This window comes from Nocardia sp. CA-107356 (assembly GCF_050946365.1).
In the GTDB taxonomy this organism is placed as follows: Bacteria; Actinomycetota; Actinomycetes; order Mycobacteriales; family Mycobacteriaceae; genus Nocardia.
Window position 1 is genome coordinate 4,235,431 of the sequence record NZ_CP191992.1, and the last position, 16,206, is coordinate 4,251,636.

A 16,206-nucleotide genomic window follows, 5' to 3' on the forward strand; every position below is an offset into this window, starting at 1 on the left:
GATACTAGGTAAACGCAGAATCGTTGGCATGCTGGCAATTACGCAACACGCATTCGGTGGTCCCGAGGTCCTGGAAATCGTCGAAGTCGATCGGCCGAGTGCCGGGCCGGGCGAGGTGGTGGTTCGGGTCGCGGCGACCGGTATGAATGCGGCGGACTGGAAGCTGCGGTCCGGGCTGGTGCGCAAACTCGGGGATCCGCCGTTCACACTGGGTTTCGACGTGTCCGGGATCGTGGCCGAGGTCGGTCCCGGCGTCGAACAGTTCCGGGTCGGGGACGAGGTTTACGGCATGGTGCTCAGCCGTGCCGGTGCCTACGCGGAATATGTTGTGGCGCAGGCGGATATTCTCGCACCGAAACCGGCGAGTATCGACCACATCCATGCGGCGGCAGTGCCGACCGCGGTACTGACCGCCTGGCAGGGGCTCGCCGAAGTCGTTGCCGGGCAACGCGTGCTGGTACATGCGGCGTCGGGTGGTGTCGGGCATTTTGCGGTGCAGATCGCGAAGAACCGCGGCGCTCACGTGATCGGTACGGCCCGGGCCGCCAACCACGAGTTCCTGGGGGAGCTGGGCGCTGACGAAGTGATCGACTACACGACAATCGATTTCGCGGATGCGGTGCGCGATATCGATGTGGTGTTCGATCTCGTCGGTGGCGAGTACGGGTCACGGTCGTTGCCGGTGCTCGCCACGGGCGGACGCCTGATCGATGCGCAAGGCAATGATGCCGAGGATGACCCGCGGTATGAGCGCCTGTATGTGACACCATCCGGTAGTGACCTGCGGGAGTTGGCCGCCTTGTTCGAAGACGGGCGGTTGCGGGTCGAGATCGATCAGGTGCTGCCGATGGCCGAGGTGGTCAAAGCGCACCACCTGAGTGAATCCGGGCGCGTTCGCGGAAAAATCGTACTGGTGCCGTGGAATTCGCCGGTCTGACTATTTGGCTACGCTGATTCCACTGATGAGCGTCTGGCTGCCGACGCGGGCAGTCGTGACGGCCTGAGGTTTGTAGGTGATCGATGTCGAATCCGGTCGATGCTCGGTCACCTGCACCAGGTACTGGCCGACGGCGGCGCCCGGGGTGACGGTGAGGCAGTGCGTGGTGCCGACCGGAATCCCGTCGATGCCCTGCTGGATCGTCGTGGCGGGGGAGACGGATGCGTTGGGAGCCACGAACTCTCGGGTCGCCTCACCGGATCGGGTGACGTAATACGCGTACTGGAAGGCGAAGATGACGGCCGGTCCGGAATCCATACCGCCCGCCCCATTGCCCTGAATCGTACTGCCGACCCGTTCGGCCGGACATGCTGGCGCAGGCGCCGGTCCGGCGACCGCGACATCGCTCGGGCTGGATGAGGCCACCGTCGCCGGTTGCGGATTCGGCTCGAGCTGGACGAAGGCCACCACGAGTAGCCCTGCCGCGGCCACCGAGCCGACCAGCACGGGCAGCCACCGCCGGGTGGACCGATTTCGCCCCGACCGATCGATCATGGCCGCCAGTGCCTCCTCGTGGCGGAAGTAATCCGGCGCGGGCGGCTGCTGCTCCGCCGCAGGCTCATCAACCCAATCGGACCAGTCTCCCTGATAGTCCAGCCCCTGCCGGCCGAGTTCTCCATTGCTCGCGCCAGCGCGAGTCATGTTCTGTCGCATCGGATCTTGTGAGGCAGTCGCGTGATGGATCGGATCCGGCAATGCGATCGAGTGCCGCTGCGGAGTCTGCGAGAAGGATGCGTCGCGGTTCGGGCTGCGGCTCATATCGGCGGCGTCCGCGTTGATCGGGTTGTGGCGCAGGGGATCTCGCTGGATCGAGGGCTGCGGCCTCGGAACCCGTGAGTTGGGTGCGTGCCCGGCCGGATCCTGCTCGGCTGGCAACCCATTGCTGGCATCGGTACGAATAGGGTTCTGCCGCATCGGATTTTGTCGCACCGCAACGTGTCGCACCGGCCTTTGGGCGGTGGGTGCGTGCTGCATCGGATCTTGTGCGGGGTGCCGGTTCAGATCCGGTGTGATCGGATCGTGCGCCTGTGTAGTGGGTGTGCGGCGCTGCGGGGGCTGCGATGCCGATGTGTGCTGGTTCGGGTCGGATGGGGTGCTGGTCTGCGGGAGCGCCGGGCGCATCGGGATCCGGGGGATCGAGGCTCGGCGGGTGGGGGGCTCCTGGATCGGATCCAGCTGAGTCGGGGCAGTCCGCATGGGGCCCTGCGGATTTGGAGTTTGCGGGCCCGGACCTTGGTGGCCGGTTATGCGGCGGAACGGCCCGGTTGTCATCGGCGTCGGGGCGTCCGGAACTCGGCGAAGCGGCCCGGATTGTGGTGCGGCGTGGTCGTTCGGCACTTGGCGCAGTGGTCCGGAGTCGGCAGGTGCTTGTTCGAGTGGTACTTGCTGCAGTGGTCCGGAGTTGGTGGGTGCTTGTTCGAGTGGTACTCGCTGCAGTGGTCCGGAGTTGGGTGCGTGCTCGATCGGAACCTGTTGGTGCGGACCGGTATCGGCAGGAGACTGATCGCCCCGAATCCGGCGGAACGGGTCCGTGTTGGTCGGAGCTCGGTCGACCGGAACACGGGGGATCGGCCCGGTCTGCTCCGGGTCGATCGGGACTCGGCCGAGCGGGCCCGTATGCATCGGGGTTCGATCGGCGGGGTTGTGCTGGATCGGGCCGCGAGAGTCCGCGGGAGCCGGGCGCATCGAGCCTTGCCGGATCGGCGACTGCCCATCGGCCGGTTGCCCGCTCGGGCCTCGGCCCGCTGGCCGCGGGCTCGGATCTTGGTGGAACTGTGGCTGATCCGGCGGCGTCTGCTCTGCCGGGACCTGCGGAATCGGCATTCGGCGGGGCGGGATGGGGCGGTTGGGAGCCTGGTATGCCCTCGGGTCACCGAGCGGTTGTTGCGGCGGAATGCTCGGTTGCGGTCCGGTATTCGGCCGCGAGGTCATATCCGGTCGATCCATGGCCCACCTTCATCAGGTCATACCGTCACGTGTGTCCCGCAGTTGTATCAACCCCGGCAGGATACTGCCAGGTTTGCTGCGGTCCGCGAAATTGAGGGCCGGTGTCGCGGAAAAATACGGATTGTCAGCGGCTCACCAGTGCACGGTCACCGGGTCGCCGACACCGACGGTTTCGTAATACCAGGCGGCGTCATCGGGGGCCAGGTTGATGCAGCCGTGGCTGACATTGGCGTAGCCCTGGGAGTCCACCGACCACGGCGCGGAGTGCACGAAAACGCCACCCCACGTGAGGCGTTCGGCGTACTCGCCGTTGATGACGTACCCCTCGGGCGAGCTCAGCGGAATACCGATGGTGCGCGAGTCGAACACGACCGAACGGAACTTTTCCAGCACTGGGAAGGTGCCGCTCGGCGTCTCCCAGCCGGGCTTGCCCATGGATGCGGGCATCTGCCGGGCCACCGCCCCGCCGATGCTCACGGTAAAGGTGTGCGCCGACATATCCGCGTCACCGACTACGCCGGCATTGGTGCGGAACTCCGTCCGCGCGTTACCGGCCTGTACCGTGATCGGAGCCCGTGCGGGCAGGAAACTCGTTGGCGTCCAAGTCAGTTCGCGATCGCTGGTCCAGGAGAAGGTGCCGGGCAGTGTGGCGGTGGCCCGGATATCGACCGATCGTTCGGCCCGTTCGCGGTTGGCGACGGGAGCGGTGAATCGAATCGTCACCGGAGCCGCGATGCCTACTTCCTGGCCTGCCGATGGAGTAATCGCCGATACCGCATCGGCCACGGGTCTGAGGATCGTGGTGGCGATGGCCGCTCCGGACCCGAAGGCTGCCAAGGCCACGACCGCGGTCGCGAGGAAGAGATATCTGAGTGCGCTCCTCATGGTCCACCCCTTCACGATGGTGTGGGACGCAGAAATCCATTCTAGGACTTCATGATCAACTCGACGTACCGGTTCTGTAACGGCCGTCGAATCCACAGCTTTCGCCTTATAGGGGCGGCATACCCGGCACCGAGTCCGACAAACGGCCCGGTTCGAGTACGACCGTTCGGTTAAGAATCAGCCGCGCACGACATGCAATACGTCGGCGTGCAGGGCGTCCGCGCGGGCGGTGATCTCGTCGATACGGATCAGCACCGTCGCGAACTTATCGCCCTGTTCGGCACTCAGGGAGCCGACATTGATTTCGATATTGAGCTGCGAGCTGGTGGCCGCGGCGCGGGCGGCATCGGCGGCGGCACCGATATCGGTAACCACATTCGGATTGCCGATCGGCAGCAACTCCGCGGCCAGCGAGAGCACCTCGTCGGCCTCGTCGACGACCGCGGCGGGCACCCGGGCGGCCTCGATCAACGCGGCGGTTATGGCATCGGTCCGCGCGGCGGACTGCTCCGGGGTCTGCTTCGGCAGCTTGTAGGCGTTGCCGACGGCGGTGAACGCGGCGGCGTCGGCATCGGCCAGGGCGAGTGCCCGCTCGCGGGCCGCGTCGGCGGCCTCGATGATGCGGTCGACGACCGGCTGGTGCTCGGCGTCCTTGGTTCGGGTGGTGTAGCGCGCGACCATCGCTACCAGCGCGGCGCCCTGTGCGGCGTGCAGCGCGGCGACGGCGCCGCCACCGGGTGCGGGCATCTTCGCGGCAAGGTCGGTCAGGTACTGCGCGAGTGTGGCCTCAGCGAAGGAGGGCTGCGACACGGCGGGTGGCCTTTCGTTTTCCTGCGACGACAGTGGAGAACTACCGCGAATACGCTACCGCCCGCACCGGGGTGGCCGGTGCGCGCCCGGTGCGTAGCTGCGGTTATGTTGAGTGCTATGCGGATCGGATTGAGCATCAACTACTCGGGCGGCTTCAAAGAGGCGGCCGCCGAGGTGGCCGACCTCGAAAAGGCCGGACTCGACATCGTGTTCGTGCCGGAGGCCTACTCGTTCGACGCGGTGAGCGCGCTCGGGTATCTGGCGGCCAAGACCACCCGCCTGCAGCTCGCCTCGGGCATTCTGCAGATCTATACCCGTACGCCCAGCCTGACCGCGATGACCGCCGCTGGCCTGGACTTCGTCTCCGATGGTCGGTACGTGCTCGGCCTCGGTGCGTCGGGCCCGCAGGTGATCGAGGGCTTCCACGGTGTACCCTACGACGCGCCCATCGGCCGCACCAGGGAACTGGTGGAGATCTGCCGCAAGGTGTGGCGCCGGGAGCGGCTGGAGTACCAGGGCAAGTACTATCAGATCCCGCTGCCCGCCGATAAGGGCACCGGCCTGGGCAAGCCGCTCAAGTTGATCAATCACCCGGTGCGCGAACGCATTCCGGTGCTGCTCGCCGCGCTCGGCCCGAAGAATGTGCAGCTGGCCGCGGAGATCGCCGAGGGCTGGCAGCCGATCTTCTACCTGCCGGAGAAGGCCAAGGAGATCTGGGGCGAATCGCTGGATGCCGGTCTGGCCAAACGCGATCCGATCCTCGGCGAGCTGGACGTGTATGCGGGTCCCGCGCTGGCCATCGGCGAGAACGTCACGCCACTACTGGAATTCGTGAAACCGCATCTGGCGCTGTACATCGGTGGCATGGGTGCGAAGGGCAAGAACTTCTACCACACGCTGGCTACCAAGTACGGCTACGGCGCGGAGGCGGACCGGATCCAGGAGCTGTACCTGGCGGGCAAGAAGGAAGAGGCCGCGAAGGTTGTCCCGGACGATCTGGTTCGGGATATCTCGCTGGTCGGCCCGGCCGGATTCGTGAAGGAGCGGGTCGCCGCATTCCGCGAGGCGGGTGTCACGGTGCTGAATGTGCTGCCGATGGCCCCGACCGCGGCCGAGCGGGTCGAGTTGATCGAGCAACTGCGCGAACTGTGCTGATTTGCCGTGCCTTCGGCACGGCGTGTTCGCGGCACCCTATCGCGTCCGAGCCGTCGAGACTCGCGCCTTCGGCGCATGCGCTTCGACGACTCGGACGCGAAACGAGCCGCGAACTCTTCGCTCGTAAGACTCGCCCCATGGTGGTTGTGCAGGTCGGATAGCGGCTGGGCTGCGAACCGGTCAGCTCTTCCGGAGGTCGGCCAGCGCCCCGGCCAGGGTGGTGTGCAGCGCGAACACCTGATCCAAACTCGTCATCTTCAGCTGACGACTGGTGGCCGGACCGTCGGCGACGATCACGATCGTCGTCGCGTCTCCGGCCCGCTGATGCGCCGCGACCAGGGTCGCCATCCCCGCCGAGGCGAGGAAGCTGACCGCGGTCAGGTCGATGATCAGAACCGCTGGTCTGCCATTGAGGATGGCCTCGATGGTGTTCTCCAGCGCTGGTGCGGTCGCCAGATCGACTTCGCCGGACACTGTGAGCACGGTCGCGCCATCGTGTGCCTCGACCGTGGTAGTCATCGTGTCCGCGAGGGGATACGCGTCTCCGGAGTTGGTGGTCACATCATCACAATCTGCCATGAACCCGCCCTTCGCGCTGCATTCGTCATCCAGAAACCTGGCGGTTCGTGCCGCGAAGTGGGTTCGCTACTGGGGATTTGATCGCGGGCAAGGTTACCGACATGCGGACGCGGGTGCCCAATCCGCTGTGATCTATCTCCAATTCTTCCGTCAGCGCACGCATCATATCGATGCCGCGCCCGCGCGGACCTGGGTCGGCCGAGCGTGGTTTCCAGGTACCGGTGTCGGTGACCAGAATGACGACCCGTTGGGTATCGCATTCCGCGGTCAGTTCGACGACTCCGGGGTCGGTGGTGGTCGCGGCGGTGGGGCTCGCGGCCCGGCCGAGCAGTTCGGCCGTCGAGCTCATCGCTCGGGGGGCCCGCCCGCCGCCGTTGCGGTAGGCGTGCTCGATGCTGTTGCTACATGCCTCGTTGGCCGCCGCGATGAGGTCGGAGGCGAGATCGTGCGGTACCGCGGCGGCGGCGAGCCAGACCTTGAGCCGCTTGCGCATGGCCGAGAGCTGATCCGGGTTGGCCGGAATCTCCAACCGCAGCGGCGCGGGCGGTTGCCGGTACACCACCATGGCGACATCGTCGTCGTAGCCCGCGGCGGGGCGCAGTCGCGACAGCACCGCGTCGGCGACCTCGCGCGGTAATTTGCCCGCCGTATCCGCCAGCACCGCCGAGATCTTGGCGAAGCTGTCATCGATATCGACGCCGCGGTGTTCGACCAGGCCGTCGGTGAACAGCACCAGCGTCGAACCCGGTGTCAGTGCCGTGGTGGCCTCGGGGCGGCGTGGCGTGTCGAAGGTGGCCAGCGGTACTGCCCGGCCGCCCTCGAGCAGTCTGCCGGCCTGGCCGACGTCGGCCAGAATCGGCGGCATATGTCCCGCGCTGCTGTAGCGGACCAGTCCGCGCACCGGATCGAGTACGGCGGCGCATACGGTCGTGCACATCGCGCCGGGAATCCGGCCCGCGACGGTATCGAGTTCCGCGAGCAGCTGTGCCGGACCAGCTCCGCGCAGCAGCAAAGCCCGTGCGGCCGTGCGCAATTGGCCCATGACGACGGCGGCGGACAGACCACGTCCGACGCAGTCGCCGACCACGACCCCAATAGTGCCGTCGCGCAGCGGAACCACGTCGTACCAGTCGCCGCCGATCTCCAGCGGCGGCAGCGCGGGCTCGTAGTGCACCGAGAACCGCGGCGGCAGTTCGATCGGTCCGAGCATTGCCCGCTGCAGAGTCAACGAGGTCGAGCGCGCCTGGTCGAAGTTGCGCGCCCGCTGCACCGCCAGGCTGAGATGGCCGATGAGCAGCGAGAACAACGTCCAGTCCGCGGCGCTGACGGCGCGCGGCGCGGCGAAGCGCAGCCACAGCGCCGCATCGCCGGTCTCACCGAGCGGGGCGACAATGCCCTCGGAGCTCGCGGTGCCCTCCGGAATCGCGAACAGGCTGCGCGCCGGTCTGCGCCGGGCCCGGTCCAGCAGTGCCCGGGCGCGGGCGTCGAGCACCGTACCCTCCGGAATGCCTTCGGCGCCGGAGACATACACCTCGGGTCCGGTATTGCGGCTGGGCCAGACCATCACCACCGCGATCTCCGCACCGACAGTGCGCCGCAACTCGTCCAGTCCGACCGCGAGCACCTCCACCACGCTGGTCGCCGCACCGACGGCGGTGGCCAATCGGGAGGCAGCCTGATCGCGGGCCTGCGCATCGTGTTCGGCGGTGACATCGCGGATGGTGCCGACGAAGATCTGCTCGTACTTCTCCGGTTCGACCATCGCGCTGGTGCTCACCGCGAGCCAGACGGTGCGGCCGTCGCGGTGTTTGACCGGAATTACAAAACGCTGTGCCTCGGCACCGAGATCGGGATATCGCGGACCGTCGGGCGCGGACCAGGGATGCGGCAGCGGGAACGGGAGTTCGGTGGCGCCGTATCCGGTCAGCGCGCCGAAGGCCGAGTTGACCTCGATGATGGTGCCGCGCGCGTCGGCGACGAAGAAGCCGTCCTGCAGTGATTCCACCAGTGCGGTGCGGAAGGCATCGCGACCCGCCAGATCGTCGATGCGCGAACGCTGTTGCTCGGCGCGGCGGGTGCCGTCGATATATCCGCGAGTGGCGATATCCAAGGCGGCGAGGGTTTGCAGCAGGAATTCCAGTGCGTTCTCGGCCCGTTTGGCGGTGTCGTCCTCGCTTGCGGTGCCCGATTCGGTGGCTTGGACTACGCGGTAATGGTTTTCGGTGAGGTCGAGCAGGCTGATGCCCTCGACGAGGGCGCGGCGGCCGAGTTCGTAGCCCCCGGCGAGACCGGCCTGGCTGGGTGAGTCGAGGTGTCGCCGTAGCGCTTTCGCGTACGCGTCGAGGAACGCGGCCAGTGCCGCGGTCATATCGTCCCGCCGTTCACGCTGGTCCCTCCAGTACATCGCCTCGGTGGCGTGCCGCGAGCACCAGTGCGTCGTCGGTGTCCTTGGCATGCCTGGCCAGGATTTCGGCGGTGATCTCGGCGGTGGATTTGGACAGATCGATGCCGCGGTCGGCGGATTCGGTGACGATGCCGTCGGTCGACATCAGCAGCAGATCGCCGGGGCGCACTGGAACGGTCTGCGCCTGTAGGTTCTGGGGTAGCCGATAGCCGACGATGCCACCGGTCATCAGGACCGTCGCGCGCATGGTGAGCCCCACCGGTCCCGCGGTCAGAATCCGGGATTCGACATTGCCGACGCCGAGCCAGTGCACCGTATCGGCCGCCCCGAACAGCGCCAACGAGACTGCCGCACCGCGGGTGTCGGCCATGGCTCGATGACACAGCACCATCAGGACATCCAGTGGTTCGGCGCGGTTCTCCGAGAGCACCTGCGCTGCGCGATCGGCGGCGTCGGCGGCTGCCGCACCGTGGCCGAGTCCGTCGAGGACGGCGAAGAGCACCGAACCACCGCCCGCGTCGAGCACGACGCCGCGATCACCGGAGACCCGCTGGCCGGGCAAGGCGCGACCGGCCACCGCCCATTCGATCCGGCCGATGATCCCGTCCTCATGCACCGTCGGGTACCCACTTCCACATCTCCACCAACGTGCCGCGTCCGGGTGCGGATTCGACGGTGAGACGGTCCATCAGACGGCGCGCGCCGGGCAGGCCGAGTCCGAGACCGCGGCCGGTGGAGTATCCGTCATCGAGCGCGCGGGCAATATCGCGAATACCGGGTCCTTGGTCCTCGGCCTGGACGACCAGCGCCTGGCGACCCTCCCGGTCATCGACCAGCAAACGTATTTCCCCGCTGCCCGCATAGCTGGTGATATTGCGGGCGATCTCGGAGATCGCTGTCGAGATCATGGTCATATCTGTCAGAGAAAATCCGAGCTTGGCCGCCAGCTCTCGTCCGGCTTGACGTGCGATCACGATGTCACCCGACACCTTGACCGCGATCACCAAGTTCTCAGCGGCCACTGTCACGACCATCTCGCTGGCGGCGGGCCGGGGTTTTGGCGTTCAGCCACGCCAAGCCCTCTTCCAAGTCGAGGGCAGTGTGCATGCCCTCGAAGGTGAGGCCGAGTTGCACCATGGCGAACGCGACTTCGGGTTGTAGTCCGACGATGACCGTCTCGGCACCGCGGAGCTGCGTCATGTGCGCGATGGTACGCAGCGATCTGGCCGCGAACGAATCCATAACGTCGATCGCGGTGACGTCCACGATGATTCCGTGTGCCCGGTATTTGCTGACCTGTTTCATCAGGTCGTCCTGGAGGCGTTCGGTATCCGCGTCGGTCAAGGCTGACTGAACCGACGCGATTAAATAGGTACCTTGTTTGAGGATCGGAACCGGCATATGCGCGCCCGATCAGCGCCCATCGCGTTCGGTGAGCATTCGATCCGTGACGCGGGTCACCTCATAGCCGAGTAAGCGTTCCGCCTCTTCGATACCGCCCTGGAGGTCGCCGACCGCGTTCATCTTGGACAGGTCGAGGCCGATGGTCACCAGGGTGAGGGCGATTTCGGAGGACAGGCCGGTGATGATCACATTGGCGCCCATCAGCCCGGACGCGTCGACGGTCTGCACCAGGTGGTTGGCCACCGTCGAGTCGATCGCGGGCACACCGGTGATGTCGATGACGACCACCTTCGCGCGGTTGGCGCGGATGGCGCGGAGTAGCTGTTCGGTGAGCTGGCGGGCGCGCTGCGAGTCGAGCACACCGATGATCGGCAGAATGAGCAGCTGCTCACGGACCTGGAGCACCGGGGTGGACAGCTCGCGAATGGCTTCCTGCTGCTGGCGGATGACGCGTTCGCGCTCCTGCACGAACGAGATGGCGACGGTGCTCGCGATGCGGTTCGCTGCGGGCTCGTAGGCGTCCAGTACCGCGTTGAGTAATTCGAAGTCGGCCTGGTATTTCTCGAACAGCGAGCGGGCCAGCACGTCGCGCAGGAGCAGCACGATGCCGAGGACCTCGTCGGTCTCGACTCCTCTCGGAATGATGCGCTCGGACAGATCGCGTGCGTAGGCCTGCAGCGCCTCGACGCTACCGGTTACCAGCACCTCGACGTAGTTGTCGTACATGGAGGTCGCCTCGGAGAAGATCTCCTCCGGGGTCATCGCGGTCAGCAGTTGAGCTTCGGTGATGCGCCGAGCCCATTCTTCGCGCAGACCGGTGCGATTCTGCCGCAGGTGCTCGACCAGCTGCGGAAGCAGGTTGTCGACCGGACCTACGGGCAGAGAATCCGCCGAAAGGCTCATGGACACCTCGGACATGGAAATTCCAGCCCCTTTCGACGGGTTGGTCGGGATGGTCGTGCATTCGGCTGCGCGCCGACACCGAGCCTAGTCATACCCCATCCTGGTCGCCGGTGAAACCTGCCGTTAGCTCGATGGTAGGTCCGGATTCTCGTCGTGCGGTATGAATCCGCGGGCCAGGGCCGCCAGCGCTGCGTCCAGATAGACGGTGAGATCGGCGTCGGCCCGGGTCAGCCAGGCATCGAAGGCGGCTCGCGCGGCGGCCAGCGTGGTGCGGCCGACGGCGAGCGGGAGCAGGCCGTCCTCGGGTTCGCCGAGTCGTCGCGCGGCGAAGGTGCTCACCGCGCGTTCCCAGGCGTCGTAATGTGCGCCCGCGGTGGCGGCGAGCGCGGGGATGCTACCGACCAACTGCATGCGAACGCGCAGTTCGGGGACGTCTTCGGCGCGATATCGGTTGGCGTTCACCACAATTCGACGCACGGCTGTCATCATCGGCACCTCGTCGGGCACGGTGGCGAAGGCCGCGCGCAGTGCCGCGACCTCGTCGTCGAACTGGTACCAGAGCACCTCTGCCTTGGAGGGGAAGTAGCGGAAGAAGGTGCGCCCGCTGATGCCAGCGGCCGTGGCGATCTGGTCGACGGTGGTTTCGTCGAAGCCCTGTTCGGTGAACAGTCGCATGGCGATCAGTTCGAGTTCACGCTTGGTCGTGCCGCGTGGACGGCCCCGCACCTTTGTCTCGCTCACAGCTCCCGATTATGTCGTCTATTGATTTTGTCAGTGACTGTCGATAATCTCGCGGCATGTTGGAAAGTGTCGCGGACCACAATGTGGCCGCGCGGCTGACCTGGCCGGAGGCGGGTGAGCGCGCTGCCGCGGGCGCGATCCTGGCTGTGCCGGTGGGGGCGACCGAGCAGCACGGACCACATCTGCCACTGTCGACCGATACCGATATCGCGGTGGCATTGTGCGCGCGGCTGGCCGAGTTGCGGCCGGATGTGCTCGTGGCCCCGGCGATCCCTTATGGATCCAGCGGTGAGCACGCGGGTTTCGCTGGCACCTTGTCGATCGGGCAGGCGGCCCTGGAGTTGCTGATCGTGGAGTTGTGCCGTTCGGCCACCGATACCTTCGACCGCATCGTGCTCGTGAACGGGCACGGCGGCAATTTCGAACCGCTGCGCGCGGCAACGGCTCTGCTGCGCGCCGAATCCCGGGACGTGCGGGTGTATATGCCGCGCTATCCGGGTGATCCGCATGCGGGTCGCGCGGAGACTTCGATGCAATTGGCACTGCGTCCGGATGCGGTGCGGGCCGAACTCGCCGTTGCGGGCGATACCAGGCCACTGGCCGAGATCCTGCCGCTGCTGCGCGCCGCAGGAGTGCGTGCGGTGAGCGCCAACGGCGTACTCGGCGATCCGGACGGCGCGAGCGCCGATGAGGGGCGTGCCCTGCTGACTCGATTGACCACTGATCTGAACGAACAGATCCGGCTGTGGTGGCCGGTGGCTTCCCCGAAAGGACCCTTCTCGTGAACCCCTGGTTCGAAACCGTTGCCGAAGCGCAGCGGCGGGCAAAGAAACGACTACCGAAGTCGGTGTACGGCGCGTTGATCGCCGGATCCGAGCGAGGCCAAACCATCGACGAGAACCAGCAGGCCTTCACCGAACTCGGCTTCGCGCCGCACTGTGCGGGCCCGATCGGCGACCGCGACCAGTCGACAACCATACTGGGACAGCAGCTTTCGATGCCGGTGCTGATCTCGCCCACCGGTGTGCAGGCAGTGCATCCGGACGGTGAGGTGGCCGTGGCGCGTGCGGCGGCGGCCCGCGGCATCGCCATGGGGCTCAGTTCTTTCGCGAGCAAGCCCATCGAGCAGGTCATCGCGGCGAACCCGGCGACGTTGTTCCAGCTGTACTGGTGCGGTTCGAAAGATGACATCTTGCAACGGATGTCGCGCGCCAAGGCAGCGGGTGCGGTCGGTCTGATCCTGACCCTGGACTGGTCCTTCTCCCACGGGCGCGACTGGGGCAGCCCGGTGATTCCGGAGAAACTGGATTTCAAGACCATGCTGAAGTTCGCACCGCAGACCCTGGCGCGGCCACGCTGGTTGGCGACTTACGCTCGCTCCGGACACATTCCGGATCTCACCGCGCCGAATATGGCCGTCGGTGACGGGCCAGCGCCGGGCTTTTTCGGCGCGTACGGCGAGTGGATGGGCACGCCAGCACCGGATTGGGCGGATGTGGCGTGGATCTGTGCGCAGTGGGACGGTCCGGTCATGCTCAAGGGTGTGATGCGGGTCGACGATGCGCGGCGGGCGGTCGATGCCGGTGTCGCGGCGATCTCGGTGTCCAATCACGGCGGCAATAATCTCGATGGCACTCCGGCGGCGATCCGGGCCTTGCCCGTGGTGGCCGAGGCGGTCGGGTCACAGATCGAGGTGGTGCTCGATGGCGGTATCCGGCGCGGCAGTGATGTGGTGAAGGCGGTGGCGCTGGGGGCGCGCGCGGTGATGATCGGGCGGGCGTATCTGTGGGGTCTGGCCGCGAATGGGCAGGCGGGTGTGGAGAATGTGCTCGACGTCCTGCGTGGCGGTATCGATTCGGCGTTGTTGGGACTGCGTAAAACCAGCGTCGGCGACCTCGATCGCAGCGATCTGGTGGTGCCGGACGGATTCGAACGGGCACTCGGCGTACCGGCGGACGCCGTGCAGTCGGCTTGACAGGTTATTCGGAGGCGGCGGCTCGTCGATGATGGGTGAGCAGCGTGTCGTAGATATCGGCGAGGGCGGCCAACTGCTGGCGGTCGAGCACGTCGACCATATGTCTGCGCACGCTGTGCACATGTGCGGGCGCGGCCGTGGCCAGCACCTCCGCGCCGCGCGGAGTGAGCCGCGCCGCGGTGCGGCGGGCGTCGTCCGGAATCGGTTCCCTGGCGACCAGCGCCCGCTTCTCCATGCGGGTGATCTGATGGGAGAGCCTGCTCTGCGACCATTCGAGTTTGGCGGCGAGATCGGCGAAGGTGAGTCGGTGATCCGGTGCGTCGGCTAGATAGGCGAGCACCGAGTATTCGACGTAGGTGAGGTTCGACTCGCGGGATGAGTCGCGCCCGACCGCGGCGGCGATGAGGTCCCGGGTGCGCACATATCCCACCCATGCACGCATTTCGACGTCATCGAGCCAGTGGGGATCGGTCACGAGAGCGCTCCAAACTCTGACATGTCATATGGATTGTCGCGCCGCGTTTGTCGCGCGACAACTGCCAGATCTGAGAGGTAGCACTGCGGGGGTTGAACGTGCAACCTTTTGGTGGGATGGACCGAGTGAGGCTTGCCTAAGCAACGGTCGGCCTCGGATTGGTCGATACGCTCATTGCGCTCGTGACCAGCCTGCGTAGACCGATCCCAGGCCCGCCCGAAGGAGTGCGTCCGTGACCGCGCCGGATTTCCGCTATTCAGATCTGCTGCCGATCGGCGCCGACGACACCCCGTACCGGTTGATCACCACCGAGGGCGTCAGCACTTTTGAACACAACGGACGTAGCTTTCTGCAGGTCGAGCCGGAGGCACTGCGGCTGCTGACCGCCGAGGCGATGCACGACATCAGCCACTATCTTCGGCCCGCGCACCTGTCCCAGTTGCGCAAGATCATCGACGATCCGGAGTCCTCTGGCAACGATCGCTTCGTCGCGCTGGATCTGCTGAAGAACGTGAACATTTCCGCGGGCAGCATTCTGCCGATGTGCCAGGACACCGGCACCGCGATCGTCATGGGCAAGAAGTCCGAGGGCGTGCTGACCGGCGTGGACGACGCCGAGTGGATCAGCCGCGGCGTGTTCGACGCCTACACGAAGCTGAACCTGCGGTATTCACAGCTGGCGCCGATCACCATGTGGGACGAGAAGAACACCGGCACCAATCTGCCTGCGCAGATCGAGTTGTATTCCACGCAGAGCGATCCCGCGCATCCGTCGTACAAGTTCCTGTTCATGGCCAAGGGGGGCGGTTCGGCCAATAAGTCGTTCCTGTACCAGGAGACCAAGGCGGTGCTGAATCCCACGCGCATGCTGGAGTTCCTGGACGAGAAGATTCGTTCGCTCGGCACCGCCGCGTGTCCGCCCTATCACCTGGCGGTCGTCATCGGCGGCACCAGCGCCGAATTCGCTTTGAAGACCGCCAAATACGCCTCCGCGCACTACCTGGACAATCTGCCCACCGAGGGTTCCATGGCCGCGCACGCGTTCCGCGATCTCGAGCTGGAAGAGGAAGTCTTCAAGCTCACCCAGGAGTTCGGTATCGGCGCGCAGTTCGGCGGCAAGTACTTCTGCCACGACGTGCGCGTTGTGCGTCTGCCTCGCCACGGCGCCAGCTGCCCGGTGGCGATCGCGGTGTCCTGCTCGGCCGACCGGCAGGCGCTGGCCAAGATCACGCCGGAAGGTGTGTTCCTGGAGCAGCTCGAGCGTGAGCCCGCGCAGTACCTGCCCGAGCAGACCGACTCCATCCTCGGCGGCGATGTCGTCGAGGTCGATCTGAACCGGCCGATGTCGGAGATCCGCGCCGAACTGTCGAAATATCCGGTGAAGACCCGGCTTTCGTTGACCGGTCCGCTGGTGGTAGCGCGGGATATCGCGCACGCCAAGATCAAGGAGCGGCTCGACGCGGGCGAGCCGATGCCGGAATACCTGCGCGATATGGCCGTGTACTACGCGGGTCCGGCGAAGACGCCCGAGGGCTACGCTTCCGGTTCCTTCGGTCCGACCACGGCAGGCCGGATGGACTCCTACGTCGATCAGTTCCAGGCCGCTGGCGGGTCGTTCGTCATGCTGGCCAAGGGCAATCGCTCCGCGCAGGTGACCAAGGCGTGTAAGGAGCACGGCGGTTTCTACCTCGGTTCCATCGGCGGGCCTGCCGCGCGGCTGGCGCTGGATTGCATCAAGTCCGTCGAGGTTCTGGAATACCCGGAGCTGGGTATGGAGGCCGTCTGGAAGATCGAGGTCGAAGATTTTCCGGCGTTCATCGTCGTGGACGACAAAGGCAACGATTTCTTCGCGGAAACGCAGAAGCCGATCGCGTTGCGCGTGCGGACGCGCTCCAAAGAACGCGTCTGAGCCCCTCCGGACTGGCGCTCGA

At 66.2% G+C, this 16,206-nt stretch carries 16 protein-coding genes; 5 read left to right on the forward strand and 11 right to left on the reverse strand.

The annotated features are described in order from the left end of the window. Positions 1–28 precede the first annotated feature (28 nt). The gene (locus ACQP1G_RS18960; RefSeq protein WP_433205949.1) at positions 29–937 is read left to right on the forward strand and encodes an NADP-dependent oxidoreductase; all 909 of its coding nucleotides are present in this window, start codon (positions 29–31) and stop codon (positions 935–937) included. On the opposite strand, the gene ACQP1G_RS18965 is transcribed toward ACQP1G_RS18960, so the two are convergent. The 3 genes from ACQP1G_RS18965 to ACQP1G_RS18975 form a co-directional block, all read right to left on the reverse strand. Further along, positions 938–1,912, reverse strand: coding sequence for a hypothetical protein (locus tag ACQP1G_RS18965; RefSeq protein WP_433205952.1), 975 nt, complete (start codon positions 1,910–1,912; stop codon positions 938–940). A 1,164-nt stretch (positions 1,913–3,076) separates the two neighbouring features. Then, complete coding sequence (locus ACQP1G_RS18970; protein ID WP_433205955.1) at positions 3,077–3,829, reverse strand: L,D-transpeptidase; 753 nt, start codon at positions 3,827–3,829, stop codon at positions 3,077–3,079. 177 nt (positions 3,830–4,006) lie between these two features. Beyond that, on the reverse strand, positions 4,007–4,639 hold the full coding sequence (locus ACQP1G_RS18975; RefSeq protein ID WP_433205958.1) for a cyclodeaminase/cyclohydrolase family protein: 633 nt from the start codon (positions 4,637–4,639) through the stop codon (positions 4,007–4,009). A gap of 117 nt (positions 4,640–4,756) precedes the next feature. Between ACQP1G_RS18975 and ACQP1G_RS18980 the strand changes: the two genes are divergently transcribed. Beyond that, positions 4,757–5,794, forward strand: a complete 1,038-nt coding sequence (locus ACQP1G_RS18980) for an LLM class F420-dependent oxidoreductase (RefSeq protein ID WP_433205961.1) — start codon at positions 4,757–4,759, stop codon at positions 5,792–5,794. Positions 5,795–5,974: 180 nt separating this feature from the next. Here ACQP1G_RS18980 and ACQP1G_RS18985 read toward each other — a convergent pair whose 3' ends face one another. The 7 genes from ACQP1G_RS18985 to mftR all read right to left on the reverse strand — a co-directional run bounded on the left by ACQP1G_RS18985 (position 5,975) and on the right by mftR (position 11,825). Next, positions 5,975–6,313 (reverse strand): STAS domain-containing protein, encoded by a 339-nt coding sequence (locus ACQP1G_RS18985; RefSeq protein ID WP_433208637.1) that lies wholly within the window; start codon positions 6,311–6,313, stop codon positions 5,975–5,977. A gap of 85 nt (positions 6,314–6,398) precedes the next feature. Further along, a complete protein-coding gene (locus tag ACQP1G_RS18990) occupies positions 6,399–8,741 on the reverse strand; it encodes a SpoIIE family protein phosphatase (protein ID WP_433205964.1) in 2,343 nt (780 codons plus the stop codon). Between the two features lie 13 nt (positions 8,742–8,754). Continuing rightward, positions 8,755–9,393 carry a SpoIIE family protein phosphatase gene (locus ACQP1G_RS18995; RefSeq protein WP_433205967.1) on the reverse strand — a complete coding sequence of 213 codons (639 nt, stop codon included), beginning with the start codon at positions 9,391–9,393 and terminating at the stop codon, positions 8,755–8,757. Continuing rightward, positions 9,386–9,811, reverse strand: coding sequence for an ATP-binding protein (locus ACQP1G_RS19000; protein WP_433205970.1), 426 nt, complete (start codon positions 9,809–9,811; stop codon positions 9,386–9,388). The genes ACQP1G_RS18995 and ACQP1G_RS19000 overlap by 8 nt, the downstream gene beginning before the upstream one ends. Continuing rightward, positions 9,789–10,178, reverse strand: a complete 390-nt coding sequence (locus ACQP1G_RS19005; RefSeq protein ID WP_330254751.1) for an STAS domain-containing protein — start codon at positions 10,176–10,178, stop codon at positions 9,789–9,791. The genes ACQP1G_RS19000 and ACQP1G_RS19005 overlap by 23 nt, the downstream gene beginning before the upstream one ends. A 12-nt stretch (positions 10,179–10,190) precedes the next feature. Next, a complete protein-coding gene (locus ACQP1G_RS19010; RefSeq protein WP_364381271.1) occupies positions 10,191–11,099 on the reverse strand; it encodes an STAS domain-containing protein in 909 nt (302 codons plus the stop codon). 108 nt (positions 11,100–11,207) lie between these two features. Then, complete coding sequence (gene mftR, locus ACQP1G_RS19015; protein ID WP_433205973.1) at positions 11,208–11,825, reverse strand: mycofactocin system transcriptional regulator; 618 nt, start codon at positions 11,823–11,825, stop codon at positions 11,208–11,210. Positions 11,826–11,881: 56 nt separating this feature from the next. On the opposite strand from mftR, the gene mftE reads away from it, so the two are divergent. Beyond that, entirely contained in the window at positions 11,882–12,610 is a 729-nt protein-coding gene (mftE, locus tag ACQP1G_RS19020; RefSeq protein ID WP_433205976.1) for a mycofactocin biosynthesis peptidyl-dipeptidase MftE, read from the forward strand. Continuing rightward, positions 12,607–13,800 carry a pre-mycofactocin synthase MftD gene (gene mftD / locus ACQP1G_RS19025; RefSeq protein WP_433205979.1) on the forward strand — a complete coding sequence of 398 codons (1,194 nt, stop codon included), beginning with the start codon at positions 12,607–12,609 and terminating at the stop codon, positions 13,798–13,800. The genes mftE and mftD overlap by 4 nt, the downstream gene beginning before the upstream one ends. Positions 13,801–13,804: 4 nt before the next feature. Here mftD and ACQP1G_RS19030 read toward each other — a convergent pair whose 3' ends face one another. Then, positions 13,805–14,275, reverse strand: a complete 471-nt coding sequence (locus ACQP1G_RS19030; protein ID WP_433205982.1) for a MarR family winged helix-turn-helix transcriptional regulator — start codon at positions 14,273–14,275, stop codon at positions 13,805–13,807. A 232-nt stretch (positions 14,276–14,507) separates the two neighbouring features. On the opposite strand from ACQP1G_RS19030, the gene ACQP1G_RS19035 reads away from it, so the two are divergent. Further along, the gene (locus ACQP1G_RS19035) at positions 14,508–16,184 is read left to right on the forward strand and encodes a fumarate hydratase (RefSeq protein WP_433205985.1); all 1,677 of its coding nucleotides are present in this window, start codon (positions 14,508–14,510) and stop codon (positions 16,182–16,184) included. The last annotated feature ends 22 nt before the right edge of the window (positions 16,185–16,206 follow it).

Bases quoted from the DNA above. Each gene is read 5' to 3' on its own strand.
- ACQP1G_RS18960 (WP_433205949.1), top strand. From the start codon at position 29: ATGCTGGCAATTACGCAACACGCATTCGGTGGTCCCGAGGTCCTGGAA.
- ACQP1G_RS18965 (WP_433205952.1), bottom strand. From the start codon at position 1,912: ATGCGGCAGAACCCTATTCGTACCGATGCCAGCAATGGGTTGCCAGCC.
- ACQP1G_RS18970 (WP_433205955.1), bottom strand. From the start codon at position 3,829: ATGAGGAGCGCACTCAGATATCTCTTCCTCGCGACCGCGGTCGTGGCC.
- ACQP1G_RS18980 (WP_433205961.1), top strand. From the start codon at position 4,757: ATGCGGATCGGATTGAGCATCAACTACTCGGGCGGCTTCAAAGAGGCG.
- ACQP1G_RS18985 (WP_433208637.1), bottom strand. From the start codon at position 6,313: ATGACTACCACGGTCGAGGCACACGATGGCGCGACCGTGCTCACAGTG.
- ACQP1G_RS18990 (WP_433205964.1), bottom strand. From the start codon at position 8,741: ATGACCGCGGCACTGGCCGCGTTCCTCGACGCGTACGCGAAAGCGCTA.
- ACQP1G_RS19000 (WP_433205970.1), bottom strand. From the start codon at position 9,811: ATGGTCGTGACAGTGGCCGCTGAGAACTTGGTGATCGCGGTCAAGGTG.
- ACQP1G_RS19005 (WP_330254751.1), bottom strand. From the start codon at position 10,178: ATGCCGGTTCCGATCCTCAAACAAGGTACCTATTTAATCGCGTCGGTT.
- ACQP1G_RS19010 (WP_364381271.1), bottom strand. From the start codon at position 11,099: ATGTCCGAGGTGTCCATGAGCCTTTCGGCGGATTCTCTGCCCGTAGGT.
- mftE (WP_433205976.1), top strand. From the start codon at position 11,882: ATGTTGGAAAGTGTCGCGGACCACAATGTGGCCGCGCGGCTGACCTGG.